The sequence below is a fragment of the Dehalococcoidia bacterium genome, assembly GCA_022449765.1.
Lineage (GTDB): Bacteria > Chloroflexota > Dehalococcoidia > Lucifugimonadales > Australimonadaceae > UBA2963.
Window position 1 is genome coordinate 91,290 of the sequence record JAKUPZ010000002.1, and the last position, 16,944, is coordinate 108,233.

Here is a 16,944-nt window from a genome sequence, read left to right on the forward strand (position 1 = left end):
GTATTTTTCATTTTAGAACCGCCTATAATCCATGTGAAGATCATGAATTTAAGCTTACTTCAAAAAGATCAGATTATTTTTAAAAAAAACATTGCTCTGTCCCAAGACCAAATAGCGTGCTATTTAGATGCGGTTGGAGACAAATCAACGTTATTTTTAGACGAGGCAATTGTACCTCCGATGGCAATTTTAGCTCAGGCAATGGCTGAAGCAATGGCTGCTATAAAATTGCCGCCAGGTACTGTACATACTAGCCAAGATCTTGAGGTTGACCATTTGGCTAGCGTGGGAGCCTCCGTTGAATGTACTTGCGCTATCAACTCGAATACATTGCGTAGTGATATTAGATTTTTAGTCTTGGAATTTAAATGTACTTCTGCTAGCAGGGACAGAATTTTTGTTGCAAGGACCACTTTGGTAGTGACTGAGTAATGGGAAAAATTCCTGAAAAATTGAAACCGATAGAGCATGTTATTACTCAGGAGCGTCTGATTAAGTATGCTGAAGCAAGTGGAGATTATAATCCTCTTCATTTAGATGAGGAATTCGCTAGGAACACTCCTTACGGGAAAACTATAGCCCATGGAATGCTAATACTTGCTTTTATCTCAGCATTAATGACCAGTGCATTTGGAAATACATGGTTACGTACAGGCAAACTAAAAGCTCGGTTTCGAGCACCTGTATTTCCTGGTGATGTTGTGAAAGTGAATGCTCAATTAAAATCTTCTAACGATGAGGAAGTGGTCTATCAAGTTATCGTTATTAATCAAAATGAGAGCCAGGTAATCACTGGAGACGCGAAGCTCAAATTAGATTCACAAGGTCTGGAGGACTATGTCTAAATATACGATTGCAATAGATGCTATGGGAGGGGACGATGTGCCCGCTGTTCCCGTTGAAGCAGGTGTAATTGCTGCTCGTGATTACGGAGTAGGAATAATACTGGTTGGTGATGAAAGTTCTGTACATGAAGAACTTCAAAGGCATAAAAGTGCGTCTTTACCAATCAAGGTACTTCACGCGGATGACGTTATTAATGAAGGAGAACATCCCGCACTGGCCTTACGCAGAAAACCTCGTTCTTCAATTGCAATTACAGTGGGGCTACTTAAAGAAGGGATCGCTCATGCTTCAATTAGCATGGGTTCAACTGGGGCAACTATGGCGGCATCTGTTTTTGCGCTTGGGTTATTTGATGGGCTTGAACGACCTACTTTAGGGGGACCGTTTATAGGATTGGCTCCAGAAACAACAATCATTGACTTGGGTGCCAATGTCGATTGTAAACCGTCTCAATTAGTCAATTTTGGATCGCTTGGTGCATCGTTTGAGAGATTTTACCATAAAATAAATGATCCCAGAGTAGCGTTGCTAAGCGTAGGATCCGAAGATGGCAAAGGTAATAAGCAAGTTCAAGAGGCGTTTCCTCTTTTTCAATCGAGTGGCTTGAATTTTGTTGGCAATATTGAACCCCACGAGATATTTATGCGAAAGGCTGACGTCGTGGTATGCGACGGATTTGTAGGTAATGTCCTATTGAAATACACAGAAGGACTGGCTGCGGCGGCAGGACAATATTTAGCAAGTAAGCTAGGGAACGATAATCCCGCGGTTGCTGCAATTGAAGGACTTGCGGAAGCTGCTGAAGGTGGTGGAGGTCCTCTTTTTGGTGTTAATGGCGTAGTAATTGCAGGTCATGGCAGATCTAGTGCAAAGAACATAGCAGGTTCTGTTTTATTGGCGATGCAAGTTTTGGATTCAAATTTTGTTCAGACAATGCGCGAAGATCTTGCTCGAGTAACAACTAGGACAGGGGATTCTGATGATAAATCTTGATGGTAAAAAAGCTTTAGTCACGGGTGCTAGTCGAGGAATTGGCAAAGCGATTGCAATTCGCTTGGCTACAGAAGGAGTAAGTGTAGGAGTTAATTACAACGCTAGTGAGCAAGAGGCTGCTAAAGTGGTCGACGAAATTCAATCATTAGGTGGCAAAGCAATAATTCTAAAAGGCAGTGTTGCAGATAGTTTAGAGGTTCAAAGTCTAATCCAAGCAGCTGAAGATAAACTTGGAGGACTGGATATACTTGTTAACAATGCGGGGATTACTAAAGATAATTTGATAATGAGGCTACCCGAAGAAGATTGGGATCAAGTCATTGATACCAACCTGAAGGGGGCTTTTTTATGCACAAAAGCTGCGCTGAGATCGATGGTCCGCCAACGTTCTGGTCGGATAATAAATATGTCTTCGGTTGTAGCGATAACTGGAAATGCTGGGCAATCGAATTACACAGCAGCAAAGGCGGGCCTAATAGGGTTCACAAAAACAGTGGCAAAAGAGGTCGCTTCTCGTGGGATAACCGTAAATGCTATAGCTCCTGGCTTTATTGAAACACAAATGGTGGATGCTATTAGTTCACAATTGCAGGAAAAAATTTTAGAGCGGATACCGCTAGGGTATTTTGGGACTCCCGAAGATGTCGCAGGTGTTGTGGCGTTTCTAGCAAGCGAGGATGCTCGATACGTAACCGGACAAGTTATAGGTATTGATGGAGGATTAAGTCTTTAATGGATATTTGGCCGATTGATCATTCAGGTCCAGGTGAGAAAATTTTAGTTATAGTAGCGCATCCTGACGATGCCGAATTTATGTGCGCTGGTAGCGTTGCAAGATGGTGTAGTGAAGGTAAATCGGTGGTTTATGGATTGGTGACTTCAGGTGATAAAGGTACCCCTGACCCTAGCATCCTGCCCTCTGATCTCGCAGTCATACGTGAAAAAGAGCAAGCAGAAGTTTGCAGGATTTTAGGTGTACAGGCGATAGAATTTTTGCGCTACGAAGACGGAATGGTCCAAAACACTCTGAAATTAAGAGAAGACATAGTGAGGCTTATACGTAAGCATAAACCGACTGCAGTGATTACTCAGAATCCGACTATTCGATGGTCAGGTAACTATATTAACCATCCTGATCATCGGAATACGGGTGATGCTGTTTTGGATGCAGTATTTCCTTCAGCACGCGATATTCATATGTTCCCGCACCTAGCAAAACAAGAAGGCTTAGATGCTCATATAGTTGAACACTTATATGTTGGTGCAAGAGATGATTCTGCAAATGTTTTTTTTGATGTTTCTCGTACGGTTGATACTAAATTGAGGGCTCTAAAAGCTCATGAAAGTCAGATGCAAAATATCACGGAAGCCTTTGATGAGAGAATAAAAAGCTGGCTACGTATGCCTAAAGAAAATGGCATCCCTCTTGATTTAGCTGAATCATTTAAATATTTTTATCTAGGTTGATCACAGTTCACTTGGCTCTGTTGCTAGTGCATGATTAGGATCGGAAAGCTTAATTAGTGCATTTTGCTCACTTTCCGTTAGTAAATGGTCTGAGTTCGCGTACTTCGAAGATACAAGAGCTAATCCTCTGGTCACGCTACCATTTTTGTAGGCTGACGTGACGACTCCTGCATTATGTCCATCTTTAGTGGTTAATATAGTTCCGATACTGATATTTTTGTCAGCCTCAAATGACATAAGTAATCGCTGTATTTTTTGATAAGTTTGCAATCTTGCAATTACTTCCTGGCCCGTATAGCAACCTTTAGATTCACTGATGGAACCAGTAAGTCGTGCTTCAAGTGGATTATTAAATTCCCCGAACTCTTTTGAGTATGAAGGGACGCCTTCGTGGATCCTTAAATTTTCGAATTCTTCAGTACTAATTTCGACAATTGATTGGGCTTTCAAGATACTCTTTACTGCCGGAAGATCATCTTTATTTGGAACCAGAATATGATAGGAGAGATATTGCCCAAAATTTGCAGAGAACATTACTGAATTAAAAGGATTTTCTGTTGAACTACTGCTATTTGCAGGAATGCTGAAACCTTCATTTTCAGCTAATGAAAATGAAGCACCTGGCAGTTTTAGGATTATGAGTTGCCCTGTGTTTTCTGTTCGATCTTCTGTAGTTATATCTTCACCGAACGTATATAGATCAAGCCAATCAGCTACTGTAGAAGAACGTTTATTACTTGTGACACACCAAAGTCCTTGGCGTCCATCTCCGGCCAAAAGCAAATAGTCGATTACTTTTGCATCACCATTGGTAATAACTGTTGAGATTGCAGAATTACTCTTAAATGCAGAAAGATCATTTGTAGTGAGCCTGTTAAGAAGGTCAATTGCATCAGAACCAGACATGTGCAGTCGACCGTGCTCGCTAATATCTGAGAAAATAGATCGGCCTTCCATGAGTGATTCACGGCCTGAATTGGTTGTCATAGTTGGCATAGAAAATTAGAGTTCGATTTATCAGTACTAGACGGCAAACGATGTACCGCACCCGCAGGATTTCTTTGCATTGGGATTATTGAAAACAAACCCTTTACCGTTTAATCCCCCAGAGTAATCTAGTTCTGTTCCAGCAAGGAAAATATAGCTTTTTTTGTCAACAGCAAGTGTTACCCCGTTTTGCTGTATTACTTTGTCATCTTCTTGTGCCTCAGACGCAATATCCAAGGCATAGGTTAGACCAGAACAGCCTCCACCTTTGACTGCAACTCTTAGTATTCCAGATGCAACGCCCTCTGCTTCCATGAAGCTGCGGACATGCTTTGCTCCGTTCTCAGTGATTGTGATCGTCAAAGGTTCAGTTGTGATTGACATAATTTCCTCTATGTGGAGATATCGTAAAAAGTATCTAGCCCATAGTCAAGTAATAAGAACAGTAAGTTGAAAATCAAGCTAAGTAGAAGAGTCGAAAAACCTTATGTATATTTCTGGGTATGAAAAGAAAAAGCCTGACAATTGCAGCAACTAATATTGCTGCAGAAATTCCTATCAAAGCACCACCGATTATATCGGTGGGGAAATGTACTCCTGCGTAAACGCGAGCAAATCCCCATCCGAACGCAAGTAAATAAAGTAGGACTCCTGTTTTTCGGTGCTTGAATACAACACATGTCGCAATTGCGAAACCAACAGCTGCAGCATTCGATGGGAATGAAGGGTCAGTAGGTTCGTAGAATAACGGCTTAAGTTCATTTTCAACGAAGGGCCTAGCCCGATCTATACGAACATTAATCATTGATGTAATTAAATTGGATATTCCCACACTTCCTGTACCGATTAATGTGATTGCTTGATTGTACGATCGATCTTTTTCGTTACCCGTAAACCATAGGGACATTAAAATTAGACTTCCAATTACCGGAACAGCATAATCACTAACCAATATTCCCATGATGAAATCTAAGGTCGCAGATTTACCTACAATTGTGTTTAGGGATAAAACTATCGAATTTTCCATATGATTCCGTTTTTATAGATAGCTTGAATTATGCAGAAAATTGCTCGCAAGAAAGTGGTTTTTTCTATCCATGAAATACCTATTGGAGGCCAATTTTGTGCACTTGAATCCCATCCATGTTGCGCACCCCAACGGTGATTAGTAATAGATGAAATAAGAGATAGTAGGGCAATTGCACTAATTGCACCGATAGCAAACCAACGGGTTTGAACGACGCCATCAATTCCTTCAGCTGTGTCTGGTACATTCCGATCTTCACTAAGAAAGAACCATAGGAATGAGCAAATTACGATTGCGACCGATAAAATTTTTGTAGTTGACGGCATGTTACGAAGCACTACAAAGCCCCATAAATTATTTTTCAGTACTGTATATTGGAATACTCCTATGGTACTCAAGAAAACCCATAAGGTGTATTCGAATTCAAAACCTGACATGGTCTCTCTAATGAATATTATTTGGGGAAGCTACGGTCAAAGTATTCATATATTTTGTATTGTCCCCACGCACTATCGGGAAATAAAGTTCCTGTAGTTTTCTAGTAACAGGTCCAACGGCGCCATTTCCTACTTTTCGATGGTCCACTGAACCAACTCCCTGTATATGCGCGGCTGTACCAGACAAGAAAATCTCTTCTGCAGTATAAAGCTCGCTTCTATCTACCGGCCGTTCTACAATTTTCATACCGAGCTCTTCTTGAGCAAGATCAATAACAGTCTGGCGAGTAATTCCTGGTAGCACGTTGCTTTCTAGGGTAGGAGTAGCGATAGTGTTTCCGTATACAAAGAATATATTTTCGCCTGTCCCTTCACTGACGTGACCGTCCGTATTTAGCATTATGGCTTCATCAAATCCTGTTGCTAAAGCGTCGGTTTTTGCGAGTATCGAATTAAGATACAGTCCATTCAGTTTGAAGCGTGGAGGTACCATTGTGTCATCAATTCTGCGATACGATGCTACACAGCAATTGATTGCTCCATCCGTATCGATGTAGTTGCCGAATGGTATTGCGAGGCAAAAGAATCCATCAGCAAGCGCCTTAAGGTTTAAGTTCGCAACCTTTTCTTCGGATTTATACGCAACTGGGCGAATATAGAGATCTTCTGTAAATCCCGAACGTTCTACAACTTCAACAGTTATGTCACACAGGTCTTGAACGCTGTATGGAAGGTCTATCCAAAGCATTTTGCACCCACTAAGGAGTCTTTCGTAGTGCTCCCTTAGCTTGTAAATGTATATTTTCTTATCTTTGGAATTCCAGTTTCCACGAATTCCTTCAAATGCTCCTGTACCGTAATGAAGTGCATGCGTCATTATGCCGACTTTTGCTTCGTGTAAGGGGACATATTCACCATTCAGGAAAGCTACAGGATTGGACATTTATGTTTTCTCGCTTATATAACCTTTATTGCAATCAGAAGATTATCGTCATCTATATCTCAGCGTGTCAAATATTATATATTCATTTCGCATCAGCCATCGGTATTCATAACTGTTGCTAATCGAATTTGTAATTTTGAATGAGATTTCATTAAAAAGGACAAAGGGATCATTATTACGCAAACTGCCACTAGCCCCCATATAGATAGGAAATACCTCCCATCTATATCAAAGATAACTCCCATGAAAATAGGACCGATTACTCCTGCAGCAACTGCTCCACCCTGTAATACTCCGACTATTGACCCTAGTGATTTTGTACCAAACATCATGCTGCCCAATGTCCCTCGCATTGGAATGATGCTCCCAAAGCCCACTCCGAATAAAATTATGAAAGGGGCTGCCATAAGTATAGAACTGACTGTAACAAGTTGCAGATATATGAAAGCAAGTCCCATAAATGCTGCTACCGTGCATAGCACAAGGCGATAATCTGCCTTATCTAACATATAGCCTGCGCCCATCCTTCCCACTCCGCTAAGCGTAAATACAAGCGTGAAAATTACTGCTGCAGATTTTGCAGTAAGTCCAACATCTTGTATGAAATAGGGGATTAGATGAACTTGGAATGCAGAATTAACCATGAACATTCCTGATAGATACCCAGTAAATAGCCAAAATTCCAATGTACGCGCTGCTTCGCCAAGCCTCATTCCGTGCTCTATCGTTTTAGAGGGGTTATTTGTACTGTAATTTGAAAGTTCTTGTGAATGCTCCCCGTCAGGAAGTAAACCATATTTCTCTGGCCTCTCTCGTGCAATTGCACTAATGAGCGTAAGAAACATTAAGACTATAACCCCATACCCTATGAGTATAGATCGCCATCCGAATGTTTCTTCCAATGAAGTGTTTAGTATTACAAATGGAGAACCAAAAATTGGTCCCATAACTGCAATACCCGTTGCGAGACCTAATTTTTTTCGAAACCATCTAGCGATTACTACTGGCCAAGTAACGGCATGACTCATTCCTGAAGTACCGATAGATACAACGAATATAGCTAGATAAAAAGTAACGATTCCATTAATGAGGCCCAAGGAAATGAGACCGATCCCGGTGGTGATTGCACTCCAGAATAGCAAAGTGCGTGGCCTGATTTTATCGAGTAGAAACCCTACTACAGGGCTTATGATCCCGGACTCAAGTTGACGGAGAGACATTGCGCCACTAATCACTGATCGACTCCAACCGAAGTGACTCTCAATTGGCAATATGAACGCATTGAACCCTTGGAAATAAGCAGCGGATAAAATCGCGTTAGTAATAACACTACCAGCTACGATATACCATCCGAAAAATATTCTCGGGTTTGAATTATTTTGTTGCATTAGCTAAGGATGCTTCCTGCATTTATCAATGCGAAAATATCAATCTAAATTTTCTAATGTAACGTCAAATGTTAGGTAAATTGTATTTCGCACAACTGTCACTCGTATATTGTCGCCAACTTGGTATTTTTTAAGTATCAGCCTAACAAGCTCAGTCATAGAAGAGACAGTATTATTATCGATTTGGACAATTACATCATTAGCTTTTATACCTGCTCTGCTTGCAGGACCGTCTTCTGATACAGAAACAACAAGAATTCCTTCGTCGATAGGAAGTTTAAGTTCTGCTGCTGTTGCAGGAGTTACATCACGGATCATGACGCCTATTCTTGGCCTAATTACACGACCATGATCAATTAGTTGACTTGCGATAGAAGAAGCTGTGTCCACGCTAATTGCGAAGCCAATGCCATCTGCCTGACCGCCTCTAATTATCGCTGTATTGATACCGATAATTTCGCCTCTAAGGTTGAGTAAAGGACCGCCGCTATTCCCTGGGTTAATAACAGCGTCTGTTTGAATTAGGTCATCTAATCGTGTGCTAGCGTCAATATTAAGTGAACGATCTTTTGCACTTACTACGCCAACTGTGACGGAGCCTTCAAACCCCAACGGACTTCCAATAGTGATGACCCAATCTCCAATGCGCATTTCACTCGCATTACCGATAGGAGCAATAGCGAAGTCCTCAATATCTGCAGGGTTTACTTTTAATACTGCAAGATCAGTTTCCGGATCTGTTCCAATAATTTCGGCAGTAATGCGTTGTCGGTTTATTAGGGCTATTTCAACTTTGGTTGCATTTTCAACTACATGATGGTTGGTTAAAAGATATCCGCGATTATCAAAAAATACTCCTGAACCCTGCGATCGACCGATTGAAGGTTGCCCAAAAAAGGATGTTTGTTGAACGTCAGTGATAACTTGTACGACTGATGGCATAACTTTTTCAACAACGGATGCGATATCAGGCAATTGGATTGAAGGCAATGAGGATTCGTTAGTTACAGTAGGCGTTGGCTCAGGCAACGGCATAGGAGTTGCAGTAGGCGCGGCGGTACTGGTACAACCGATGCAAAAAGCTATAAGAAGGAAAAAGTAATTTACTTTTTTTAACAAACTTAACATAACTCACTTATGTGGAGGCTCTTAATAGTATAAATGGATATGGCGTCAATTATGTAATTTTGAGAGGTCTGAAATCGTTACTCTTTGGATCTCGTGCAGTTCTTTTATACCCGCAGCCGCTAGATCTAGCATCTCGCTTAACATTTCTCGGGAGAACGGCGACTCTTCAGCAGTGCCTTGCACTTCTACGAATTCTCCGGAATCTGTCATTACAACATTCAAATCTACGGATGCTTTGAAATCCTCTTCATAGCATAAGTCAAGCACAGGAACGTCGTTCAATATACCCACGCTTGTCGCTGCAACACTTTCTTTGAGTGGTACATGATGCAGTGCTTTTTTTTGGACCAATAAAAGAAGCGCTTGGTATAGAGCGACATATGCCCCCGTGATGGATGCGGTCCGCGTTCCTCCATCAGCTTGCAGGACATCGCAGTCAATATTTATTGATCTTTCGCCAATTTTTTCTAGGTCACACACTGCACGCAAGGATCTACCTATCAGCCTTTGAATTTCATGAGTTCTGCCGCTTGAAAGACTGCGCTCCCTTGAAGTCCTGGTATGTGTAGCTCTGGGTAGCATATTGTATTCTGCCGTAACCCATCCTCTACCTTGGCCTCTTAAGAAAGGTGGAACTTTTTCGTCAATACTTGCAGCACAGATCACCTTTGTTTGGCCAGTTTCTATTAGCACTGATCCTTCAGCGTAATCTTGAATACCAATTTTTATGCTAGTTGGACGAATTTGATTTGTGTTGCGGCCATCTACTCTATTCAATTATTCACCTTGATTTACGTGCCTAGTCGCACTGGGTCAACTTCTTGTTGGATAGTACGAATTATAGACATCGCTGTTAATTTTCCAGTTTTCGGGTTTTCCCCAGGTATATTCTCCAGATGAATTCGCATTAACCCGAATTCACCTTCAACCTCTATGTCATGGCAATTTCTTTGTAACCCGGGAGCGGCGATCATTTTTACAGTTGTAGCATCGGGGCCAATTCCTGCAAAACTGACAGCTGCTGAGACGTTTAAGTTAGCAGGGAATCCAACACAAGCTTCTCTGGCATTGCCTTCAAAAATTACTGTTTCCTCATTCAAGCTCCACAAATCAATGGCACTATCTAAGACATGAGGAGCGCCTGCAAGGGCTTCAGGGGCTTTTCGCGATTCCATTACTACCCTATCTATTCTCCCCACCGCCGCAGATTTGATCCCATCTAGTCCAATGATTGCGCCAGACGGCATCAACAATCTGCAATTGGTATCACGCGCTAGTTCAAGCAACTCAGAATTTGCGATTAAAGCTCCCACACTGATTACCATTGCTCCTTTTTTATTGTGAAAAGCATTTCTCACTAAATCTGGGACAACTTCACTACCGGCTGCTTCCACGATTAGGTCTGCTTGATCGATGAGTTCGTCTTGTGACATAAAAGATGGCGGGTTTCTCAGGGTCCGAATATAAGCTTTAGCTTTTTCCTCTGACTTACTATTAACCCCGACCACTTTCACATTCAGAGTACCTTGATCAGAAGCTTGTAAGATTGCTCTTCCAATTGCTCCGCACCCGACTATCCCTATTGAAAGGCTATTGCTGATCACTATTGCTCGTTACCCTCTTTTAGCCATTCTATGTAGTCGGCCATGGCTTCTTTAGGTCCAAATTTATTAACGAATCCAAGTTCAGATTCTGCTCTCGACATATCGAGGAAGTTATTTTCTTTGTATGCAGGGCTTTTACCGGGCTGTAAAGAAAGCTTCGCATTTGGTTCCACTGAAAGAGCAGCATCTACAAGTTGCTGGTTGGTGACAGCAATACCGGAGCTGATGTTATAAATTCGGTGCTCCAGCTTTTCCTTAGTCACGATTAATTTGATCCCTTCCGCACAGTCCTTTACATAGCAGACATCACCTGTGTCCTCAGCAAATGGGATTCCGCGTGAATAATCGGGTTCAGTACCGTTATAAGCTGCGTGAGCAAGTCTGCTTGGGAGGTTCATCATAGAGTGATATAGCGGGCCCCATATCCCACCAATCCTCATTGCAATTACCTCAAGTCCAGTTCGGTCAGCGTAATGGAAAGAGAGTATTTCCCAAGCTTTTTTGAATGTTTCGGTAGGGTTAGCAGATTGCACGGGCAAAAGATCTGTTTCTTTGTATGGTCCTGAAGGAAGTGAATGATATGTTGCTATGGAGCTAGCTAGGGAAAGCCGTTTTACTTTTGCGTTTGTAGCTGCTTCAAGTACACCAATAAGGCCGTTCATATTGACTCTATAGTCTTCGTAGGCACTAAGAGCAGCGACCCCAGGGACGGCTAAGTGCACAATGTGCTCGACGTTATGTTTTTTGGCAAGTTCTTCTATAACTGCTGGCTGGGAGACATCAGCTTTTTCTACAGTTACCCGTTTACCAAATTCATCTTTTATAAAACTTGGCTCTCGCCAGGTTTGGTAATACGTGATTACTACGTCTTCCCCTGCTTCTACAAGTGATTTTGTAGTGTGGAGTCCTATAAACCCCATGCCCCCAGTAATTAAAACAGTCATTGCCCCTCCATGAAAAACGAATTAAATCTTTGTTAGAGTAAACTATTGTGCTTCTTGGTACTAGTGATCAATATTGTTCACCAGAATCAAGCCAATCTAAATAATCTTCTATTGCCGATTCGATATGGAACTTTGGTTCCCATTTCGAGTCTTTTAATACCCTGGAGTTATCTAGGTATGCATTGGCTCTAAACCGAGGCCCAGCCCCTTCCTGTAGTTGCGGAGTGAAATTGGATTTGACTTTCGTAACAGCATCTACTAATTCCTGTGCTCTGACTGTTGTACCGCGCGAGATGTTGTAAACGAGATGAGGCAAATCATCAGCCTCGTAGAGAGCAAGTACTGCCGCCGCAACGTCTTTGGCATAGGTCAAGTCGAAAGTGTCATCAGAATAAGGAACACCTCCACGCTGCGCAGAAAAATCAGGAGGAAGATTTTTTGATGCAGCGTGACATAACCGACTAGGTAAATTCAGCATTGAGCGATAAGTTGGTCCAAACACTCCACTTATTCGCATAGAGACAATTTTTAATGATGACTGTATTTGATAATTTTGTGCGAAATTATGCGCTAATACTTCCCATGCTTTTTTAAAAGCCCCTGGTTGAATGGCTCCAGATAGAGAGACTGCGGTGTCTTCATAAAACGGACCTTCGGGTAATTCGGCAAATATTGCTCCATTGGATGCCCAAAACAATTTCTCGACACCACTTTTTAACGCTCCCTCAAAAAAATGGGAAAGTTTATCCATATTTATACGGATATCTTCTGCTGGATCAGAAGAGGATTTCCGATGGATAGCTAAATTAATTATTGTATTGACGTTATGTTCCTTAGATAGACGTTCAATAGCTCCGGGCTCCCCAATATCAATTTGCTTGATAAGTAGCCCATTTTTCACTTCTTGTCTCAGAAAACTAGGAGGTTCTAGATTTTCATATGAAGTTACAACAACGCTTTCTCCTGCGTCAGTAAATTTTTTGACCACATGCGCTCCGATAAAACCAAACCCTCCGGTGATAAGCGTTGTCATAGGATTTTCACTTCGGTCTTTGTGATTCCGATATTCAATATGACCCCCTCAATTTCGTGTTGCTCCGAATAGGCATTTTGTGTAGGCGTTTCAAAGTGCAAAGTATCGCTTAAAGTTTCTTCTTTTAAGTAACTTGCATGCTTTCTAAGTGCATTTGAAGAATGGGAATGGGTGCAATCGATATAGCAAACTATACGGTCTTCAATCTTTAGTCCCGCGCTTTTTCTCATGTTTTGTATTCGATGAATTATTTCTCGGGTGAAGCCTTCGTCGAGTAAATCTTCAGTAATAAGAGTGTTAATCCCTACGATTAGCCCATCTGACGAACTTTCCATACTTGCAATTACGTCATCTTTTGGTTGAAGCTCAATTAGTAAATCCTCGGCAAGTAAATTGGATTGTTCGATAACTACGCTTCCATCTTTAGCTAGGCTCTGCATTAGTAGCGAGGCATTGGCACTCTCGATCCCTGCTCGAACTTTGCTCAGTGTAGAGCCAAGTTTTGGCCCTAGAACCGGCAGGTTTGGTTTGATTACGTAATTACCAATATCTTCTGCAGAAGCAATAGATATTGTTTTAACATTTAGCTCTTCACGAATTTGATTTTCGACAAGCGGAATTAGCGCGCTATCTTCAGGTCTTGGGCGAACCAGCAGGCTAGCTAATGGTTGCCTTACTTTAATTTTTCCCTTACTACGCGCACTTCTACCTAAGCTTGCAATTCGCTTAGCTAGCCTTACTGCACGAGAAAGTTCATTATCAATTAGAAGTTCGTTTGAAACAGGGAAGTCAGATAAATGCACACTTTTCGGTGAGTTTTTTGGTGCAAGGTTTTGGAAAATAGCGTCAGAAATAAATGGAGCTAAAGGTGCTATCAACTTACTAACTGTCAAAAGGCAAGAATATAGACTGACATAAGCCCAAATTTTGTCATCATCATTTTCTGATTTCCAGAACCTTCGGCGGCTACGCCTTACATACCAATTTGATAATAAATCTACGAAGTCTTGTATTTTACGCCCTGCTGAAGTGGGATTAATTTCGTCTAGATCGTTAGAAACTTGCTTGACCAGCTCGTTTAACTCCGAAATTATCCATTTATCGAGTTCATTTGGAGGTAGCTCAGCTAAGTCAGGGCTTCCTGTTTCAGTTTTCCAAAACGAAGAATATTTATCTGCATCGAAATTATCTATATTTGCATAGGTCGTGAAGAAACTATATGTATTCCATAAAGTAAGAATGAATTGCCGTAACGTTTCTTGCACGAGTTCTGTCGAAAATCTTCGTGCTTCTGAAGCTGGAGCTGCTGTGAATAGATACCACCGTAATGCATCCGCACCGTGTTCTGAAACTACGTCCCAAGGGTTCACCACATTTCCCTTGGATTTGGACATCTTTTCCCCTTTGCCATCTAGAATGAGGCCTAGAACCAAGCAGCTTTCAAAAGAAGGTTTATCAGCAATTAATGTAGACAGTGCAAGGAGGCTATAAAACCATCCACGAGTTTGGTCAACCGCTTCAGTAATATAATTCGCAGGGAAAAAAGGACTTTCGATTAGATCATCAATATTATTGAGTGTTATGGGGTTTGAATCGGGCCCTTTTAAAGTTACTGGATAGTTCCATTGAGCAAATGGCATTGCACCTGAGTCAAACCATGCATCCGCAACTTCAGGTATGCGCTCCATAATTCCCGTGCACTGGTTACAGTTGATCTTTATTTGATCAATGAATGGTTTGTGTAAATCGAGATTGATGAAGTCAATATTTTCTGAGTTATTACACTGGCTTTGCAATTCAATTTTTGACCCGATTACTTTTAAATGTTCGCTATCGTCTTGACATCTCCATATGGGTATAGGCGTTCCCCAATATCGCTCACGGGACACTGACCAATCGATATTATTACGTAACCATTCACCGAACCTTCCTTCTTGAATATGTTCAGGTACCCATTTTATAGCGCGATTTCCTTGCACCATTGCTTCCTTTTTAGAAGTAGTTTGTATGTACCACGAAGCTTTAGCGTAATACAGCAATGGTGTGTTGCAGCGCCAGCAGAAAGGGTAAGTGTGTAAATAAGGAGATGTATCTTTGAAAAGCAATTCCCTGTTCATCAAATCTTTGATGATTTCCTTATCCGCATCCTTTACGAACTTACCGCCACCAGGGAAAGGACTTTGTAATGTTCCCTTTAAATCAACAGTATGAAACGTTTCAATGCCATGAGCCTTACCTAATTCAGCATCCTCTGCTCCATATGCCACGGCAGTATGCACTATGCCCGTACCGTCGTCAGTTGTGACATATGCAGCTGTTAAGACTCGATAAGTATGAGTATTAATCGGTAGTGAACTATATGGTGGATCGTATTGAATTCCCGCGAGTTCGGTTCCTGAAAATTCAACAATTGGATCCCACTCATCTCCAAGGACTTTCGTCTTTAAATTAGATGCAACAATAGCAAGTTCTTGCGATACGGTACTTGTACAAAGTACATATTTTTCATTTGGCCCGACTGCTAATGCTGCGTTGGCAGTTAATGTCCATGGAGTTGTGGTCCAAGCTATAAAGGAAGGTGTGCCGTTAGGCCAACTTCCTGCCTCGAAACCTATTTTCTTTAGAATGGCGTCCGATGCATGTGAATCTTGATTCTTAGATAATCGGAATCTGACAAACACACTAGGGTCGGGCGTATTGTCCTTATACCCTAGTGCAACTTCATGGGAGCTTAAACTAGTTACGCATCTTGGACAGTGGGGAGTAACTTTATAGCCTTCGTACATAAGGCCTTGGTCCCATAATCTTTTAAAAATCTCCCATGCAGTTTCAATATAGGAATTGTGATAAGTGACGTAAGCGTTATCCATATCTAGCCAGACGCCTACGCGATCTGTCATGGACTCCCACTCTGAGACATATTTGAATACACTCTCACGACACTTTTGATTAAATTCTTGTATTCCAAAGTTCTCAATTTCTTGCTTGGAAGAAAGACCCAGTTCTTTTTCTACCTCGAGCTCAACTGGTAATCCGTGTGTATCCCATCCACCTCTCCGAAGCGGCCGATAGCCTTGCATTGTTTTGAATCGCAGAATGACATCTTTAAATGAACGAGAAAGTACATGATGAATTCCTGGACTACCGTTTGCAGTAGGAGGCCCTTCATAGAAAACAAAAATTGGTGAATGCGAGCGTATATTTTCAACTTCATCAAGGATCTGAATTTTTTGCCAATAATCAAGAATTTCCTGTTCAAGCTGAGGTAAGTTGATTTGGCTGGGAACGGGATTGTAGGCTGTGTTTTGGTTAGCCATTATGATTGGTTCCTTCGGCTAGTAAGGCTTGTCTTTGGGCTTCTTGCCGAATATGTGCTATGCGAAATCGTATTAAAACTGCAGCCATTCCAAGTTGAATACCAGCTAACATTAGCCAACGGAAGCTTTGTTCTAACATTTCAGCAATTCCCATAGTTCCTCTCAATAGTGGATCTTGCCAGCATGCAACGATACCGTGCGATACTGCTAAAGCTACTAATAATAAAGTTGTTTTTGCACCAGACCGATCATCAGCTTCAACAACTCGTCGAGCTAGCCAGACTAGCACGATTATCTCACAAATTGAAAAGAGAGCTGCTATAAAAGTAAAGAATGGAGCCCAGCTTAGGCTGGTAGTACTTTCTACTTCAAATATTGGGAATCTCGCTGCTTGAGTCAGGATAAAGAAAGAGACAAAGCTAACGCCTAGTTGCCCTCCATTATTTGAAATTATCACGGAGAGTATCAGGACTATAAGGTATATAAGGATATACGCAATTAAAAAAGCAATCGCAGTTATTTCAGTTGCGTCCCCTCCGGTAAAGAAACCTGTTGCCAGTAGAACTATAGCGCCTTGCCCTGCAGGTAGCCATGTAATCATCGAAAGCGGCAATCGGCGGCGAAGAGCAAAAGTGGAACCTGCCACTGTAGCGATAAGCAGAATGAAGCTTGGTGGAGTTAGTGAGCCTACTGATCCAGGAATCTCCAAAGCTCGCCAAGGCCAGGCGACTAAAGACGAAAGGGAAAGTAGCATGAAGGGAGTCCCAAGCGTAATCAGTAATCTAGTTCTGTCTGCAGGTGTAGTTTGCGGATCTAAGGCCGTAACCATA

General features: G+C 41.7%; 18 protein-coding genes. 5 read left to right on the top strand and 13 right to left on the bottom strand.

Annotated features, from left to right (window positions below; genetic code table 11):
* The first annotated feature begins 42 nt into the window (after positions 1-42).
* From MK127_01340 to MK127_01360, 5 genes are read left to right on the top strand one after another with little or no spacing between them, the layout of a single operon-like run.
* A complete protein-coding gene (locus MK127_01340) occupies positions 43-432 on the top strand; it encodes a hypothetical protein (protein ID MCH2531445.1) in 390 nt (129 codons plus the stop codon).
* Positions 432-845 (top strand): MaoC family dehydratase, encoded by a 414-nt coding sequence (locus MK127_01345; GenBank protein MCH2531446.1) that lies wholly within the window; start codon positions 432-434, stop codon positions 843-845. Before MK127_01340 ends, MK127_01345 begins: the two co-directional genes overlap by 1 nt.
* Positions 838-1,839: a phosphate acyltransferase PlsX gene (plsX, locus tag MK127_01350; GenBank protein MCH2531447.1), complete on the top strand. Its 1,002-nt coding sequence runs from the start codon at positions 838-840 to the stop codon at positions 1,837-1,839. Before MK127_01345 ends, plsX begins: the two co-directional genes overlap by 8 nt.
* On the top strand, positions 1,829-2,572 hold the full coding sequence (gene fabG / locus MK127_01355; protein ID MCH2531448.1) for a 3-oxoacyl-[acyl-carrier-protein] reductase: 744 nt from the start codon (positions 1,829-1,831) through the stop codon (positions 2,570-2,572). Before plsX ends, fabG begins: the two co-directional genes overlap by 11 nt.
* Complete coding sequence (locus MK127_01360; GenBank protein MCH2531449.1) at positions 2,572-3,306, top strand: PIG-L family deacetylase; 735 nt, start codon at positions 2,572-2,574, stop codon at positions 3,304-3,306. The genes fabG and MK127_01360 overlap by 1 nt, the downstream gene beginning before the upstream one ends.
* On the opposite strand, the gene MK127_01365 is transcribed toward MK127_01360, so the two are convergent.
* The 13 genes from MK127_01365 to MK127_01425 all read right to left on the bottom strand — a co-directional run bounded on the left by MK127_01365 (position 3,307) and on the right by MK127_01425 (position 16,943).
* Positions 3,307-4,293 carry a hypothetical protein gene (locus MK127_01365; GenBank protein ID MCH2531450.1) on the bottom strand — a complete coding sequence of 329 codons (987 nt, stop codon included), beginning with the start codon at positions 4,291-4,293 and terminating at the stop codon, positions 3,307-3,309.
* A 36-nt stretch (positions 4,294-4,329) separates the two neighbouring features.
* Positions 4,330-4,677 carry an iron-sulfur cluster assembly accessory protein gene (locus tag MK127_01370; protein MCH2531451.1) on the bottom strand — a complete coding sequence of 116 codons (348 nt, stop codon included), beginning with the start codon at positions 4,675-4,677 and terminating at the stop codon, positions 4,330-4,332.
* Between the two features lie 73 nt (positions 4,678-4,750).
* Positions 4,751-5,320, bottom strand: a complete 570-nt coding sequence (locus MK127_01375) for a phosphatase PAP2 family protein (GenBank protein ID MCH2531452.1) — start codon at positions 5,318-5,320, stop codon at positions 4,751-4,753.
* Positions 5,305-5,757, bottom strand: coding sequence for a hypothetical protein (locus MK127_01380; GenBank protein MCH2531453.1), 453 nt, complete (start codon positions 5,755-5,757; stop codon positions 5,305-5,307). The genes MK127_01375 and MK127_01380 overlap by 16 nt, the downstream gene beginning before the upstream one ends.
* A gap of 7 nt (positions 5,758-5,764) precedes the next feature.
* Entirely contained in the window at positions 5,765-6,700 is a 936-nt protein-coding gene (locus MK127_01385) for a branched-chain amino acid transaminase (GenBank protein MCH2531454.1), read from the bottom strand.
* Between the two features lie 92 nt (positions 6,701-6,792).
* The gene (locus MK127_01390) at positions 6,793-8,088 is read right to left on the bottom strand and encodes an MFS transporter (protein ID MCH2531455.1); all 1,296 of its coding nucleotides are present in this window, start codon (positions 8,086-8,088) and stop codon (positions 6,793-6,795) included.
* A gap of 39 nt (positions 8,089-8,127) precedes the next feature.
* Entirely contained in the window at positions 8,128-9,216 is a 1,089-nt protein-coding gene (locus MK127_01395) for a trypsin-like peptidase domain-containing protein (protein ID MCH2531456.1), read from the bottom strand.
* Between the two features lie 45 nt (positions 9,217-9,261).
* On the bottom strand, positions 9,262-9,960 hold the full coding sequence (rph, locus tag MK127_01400; protein ID MCH2531457.1) for a ribonuclease PH: 699 nt from the start codon (positions 9,958-9,960) through the stop codon (positions 9,262-9,264).
* 47 nt (positions 9,961-10,007) lie between these two features.
* On the bottom strand, positions 10,008-10,820 hold the full coding sequence (locus tag MK127_01405) for an aspartate dehydrogenase (protein ID MCH2531458.1): 813 nt from the start codon (positions 10,818-10,820) through the stop codon (positions 10,008-10,010).
* Positions 10,820-11,764, bottom strand: coding sequence for an NAD(P)-dependent oxidoreductase (locus MK127_01410; protein ID MCH2531459.1), 945 nt, complete (start codon positions 11,762-11,764; stop codon positions 10,820-10,822). The genes MK127_01405 and MK127_01410 overlap by 1 nt, the downstream gene beginning before the upstream one ends.
* A gap of 67 nt (positions 11,765-11,831) precedes the next feature.
* Entirely contained in the window at positions 11,832-12,797 is a 966-nt protein-coding gene (locus tag MK127_01415; GenBank protein MCH2531460.1) for an NAD(P)-dependent oxidoreductase, read from the bottom strand.
* Positions 12,794-16,114, bottom strand: a complete 3,321-nt coding sequence (ileS, locus tag MK127_01420) for an isoleucine--tRNA ligase (GenBank protein MCH2531461.1) — start codon at positions 16,112-16,114, stop codon at positions 12,794-12,796. The genes MK127_01415 and ileS overlap by 4 nt, the downstream gene beginning before the upstream one ends.
* Positions 16,107-16,943 carry a hypothetical protein gene (locus MK127_01425; protein MCH2531462.1) on the bottom strand — a complete coding sequence of 279 codons (837 nt, stop codon included), beginning with the start codon at positions 16,941-16,943 and terminating at the stop codon, positions 16,107-16,109. Before MK127_01425 ends, ileS begins: the two co-directional genes overlap by 8 nt.
* Position 16,944: the final 1 nt, after the last annotated feature.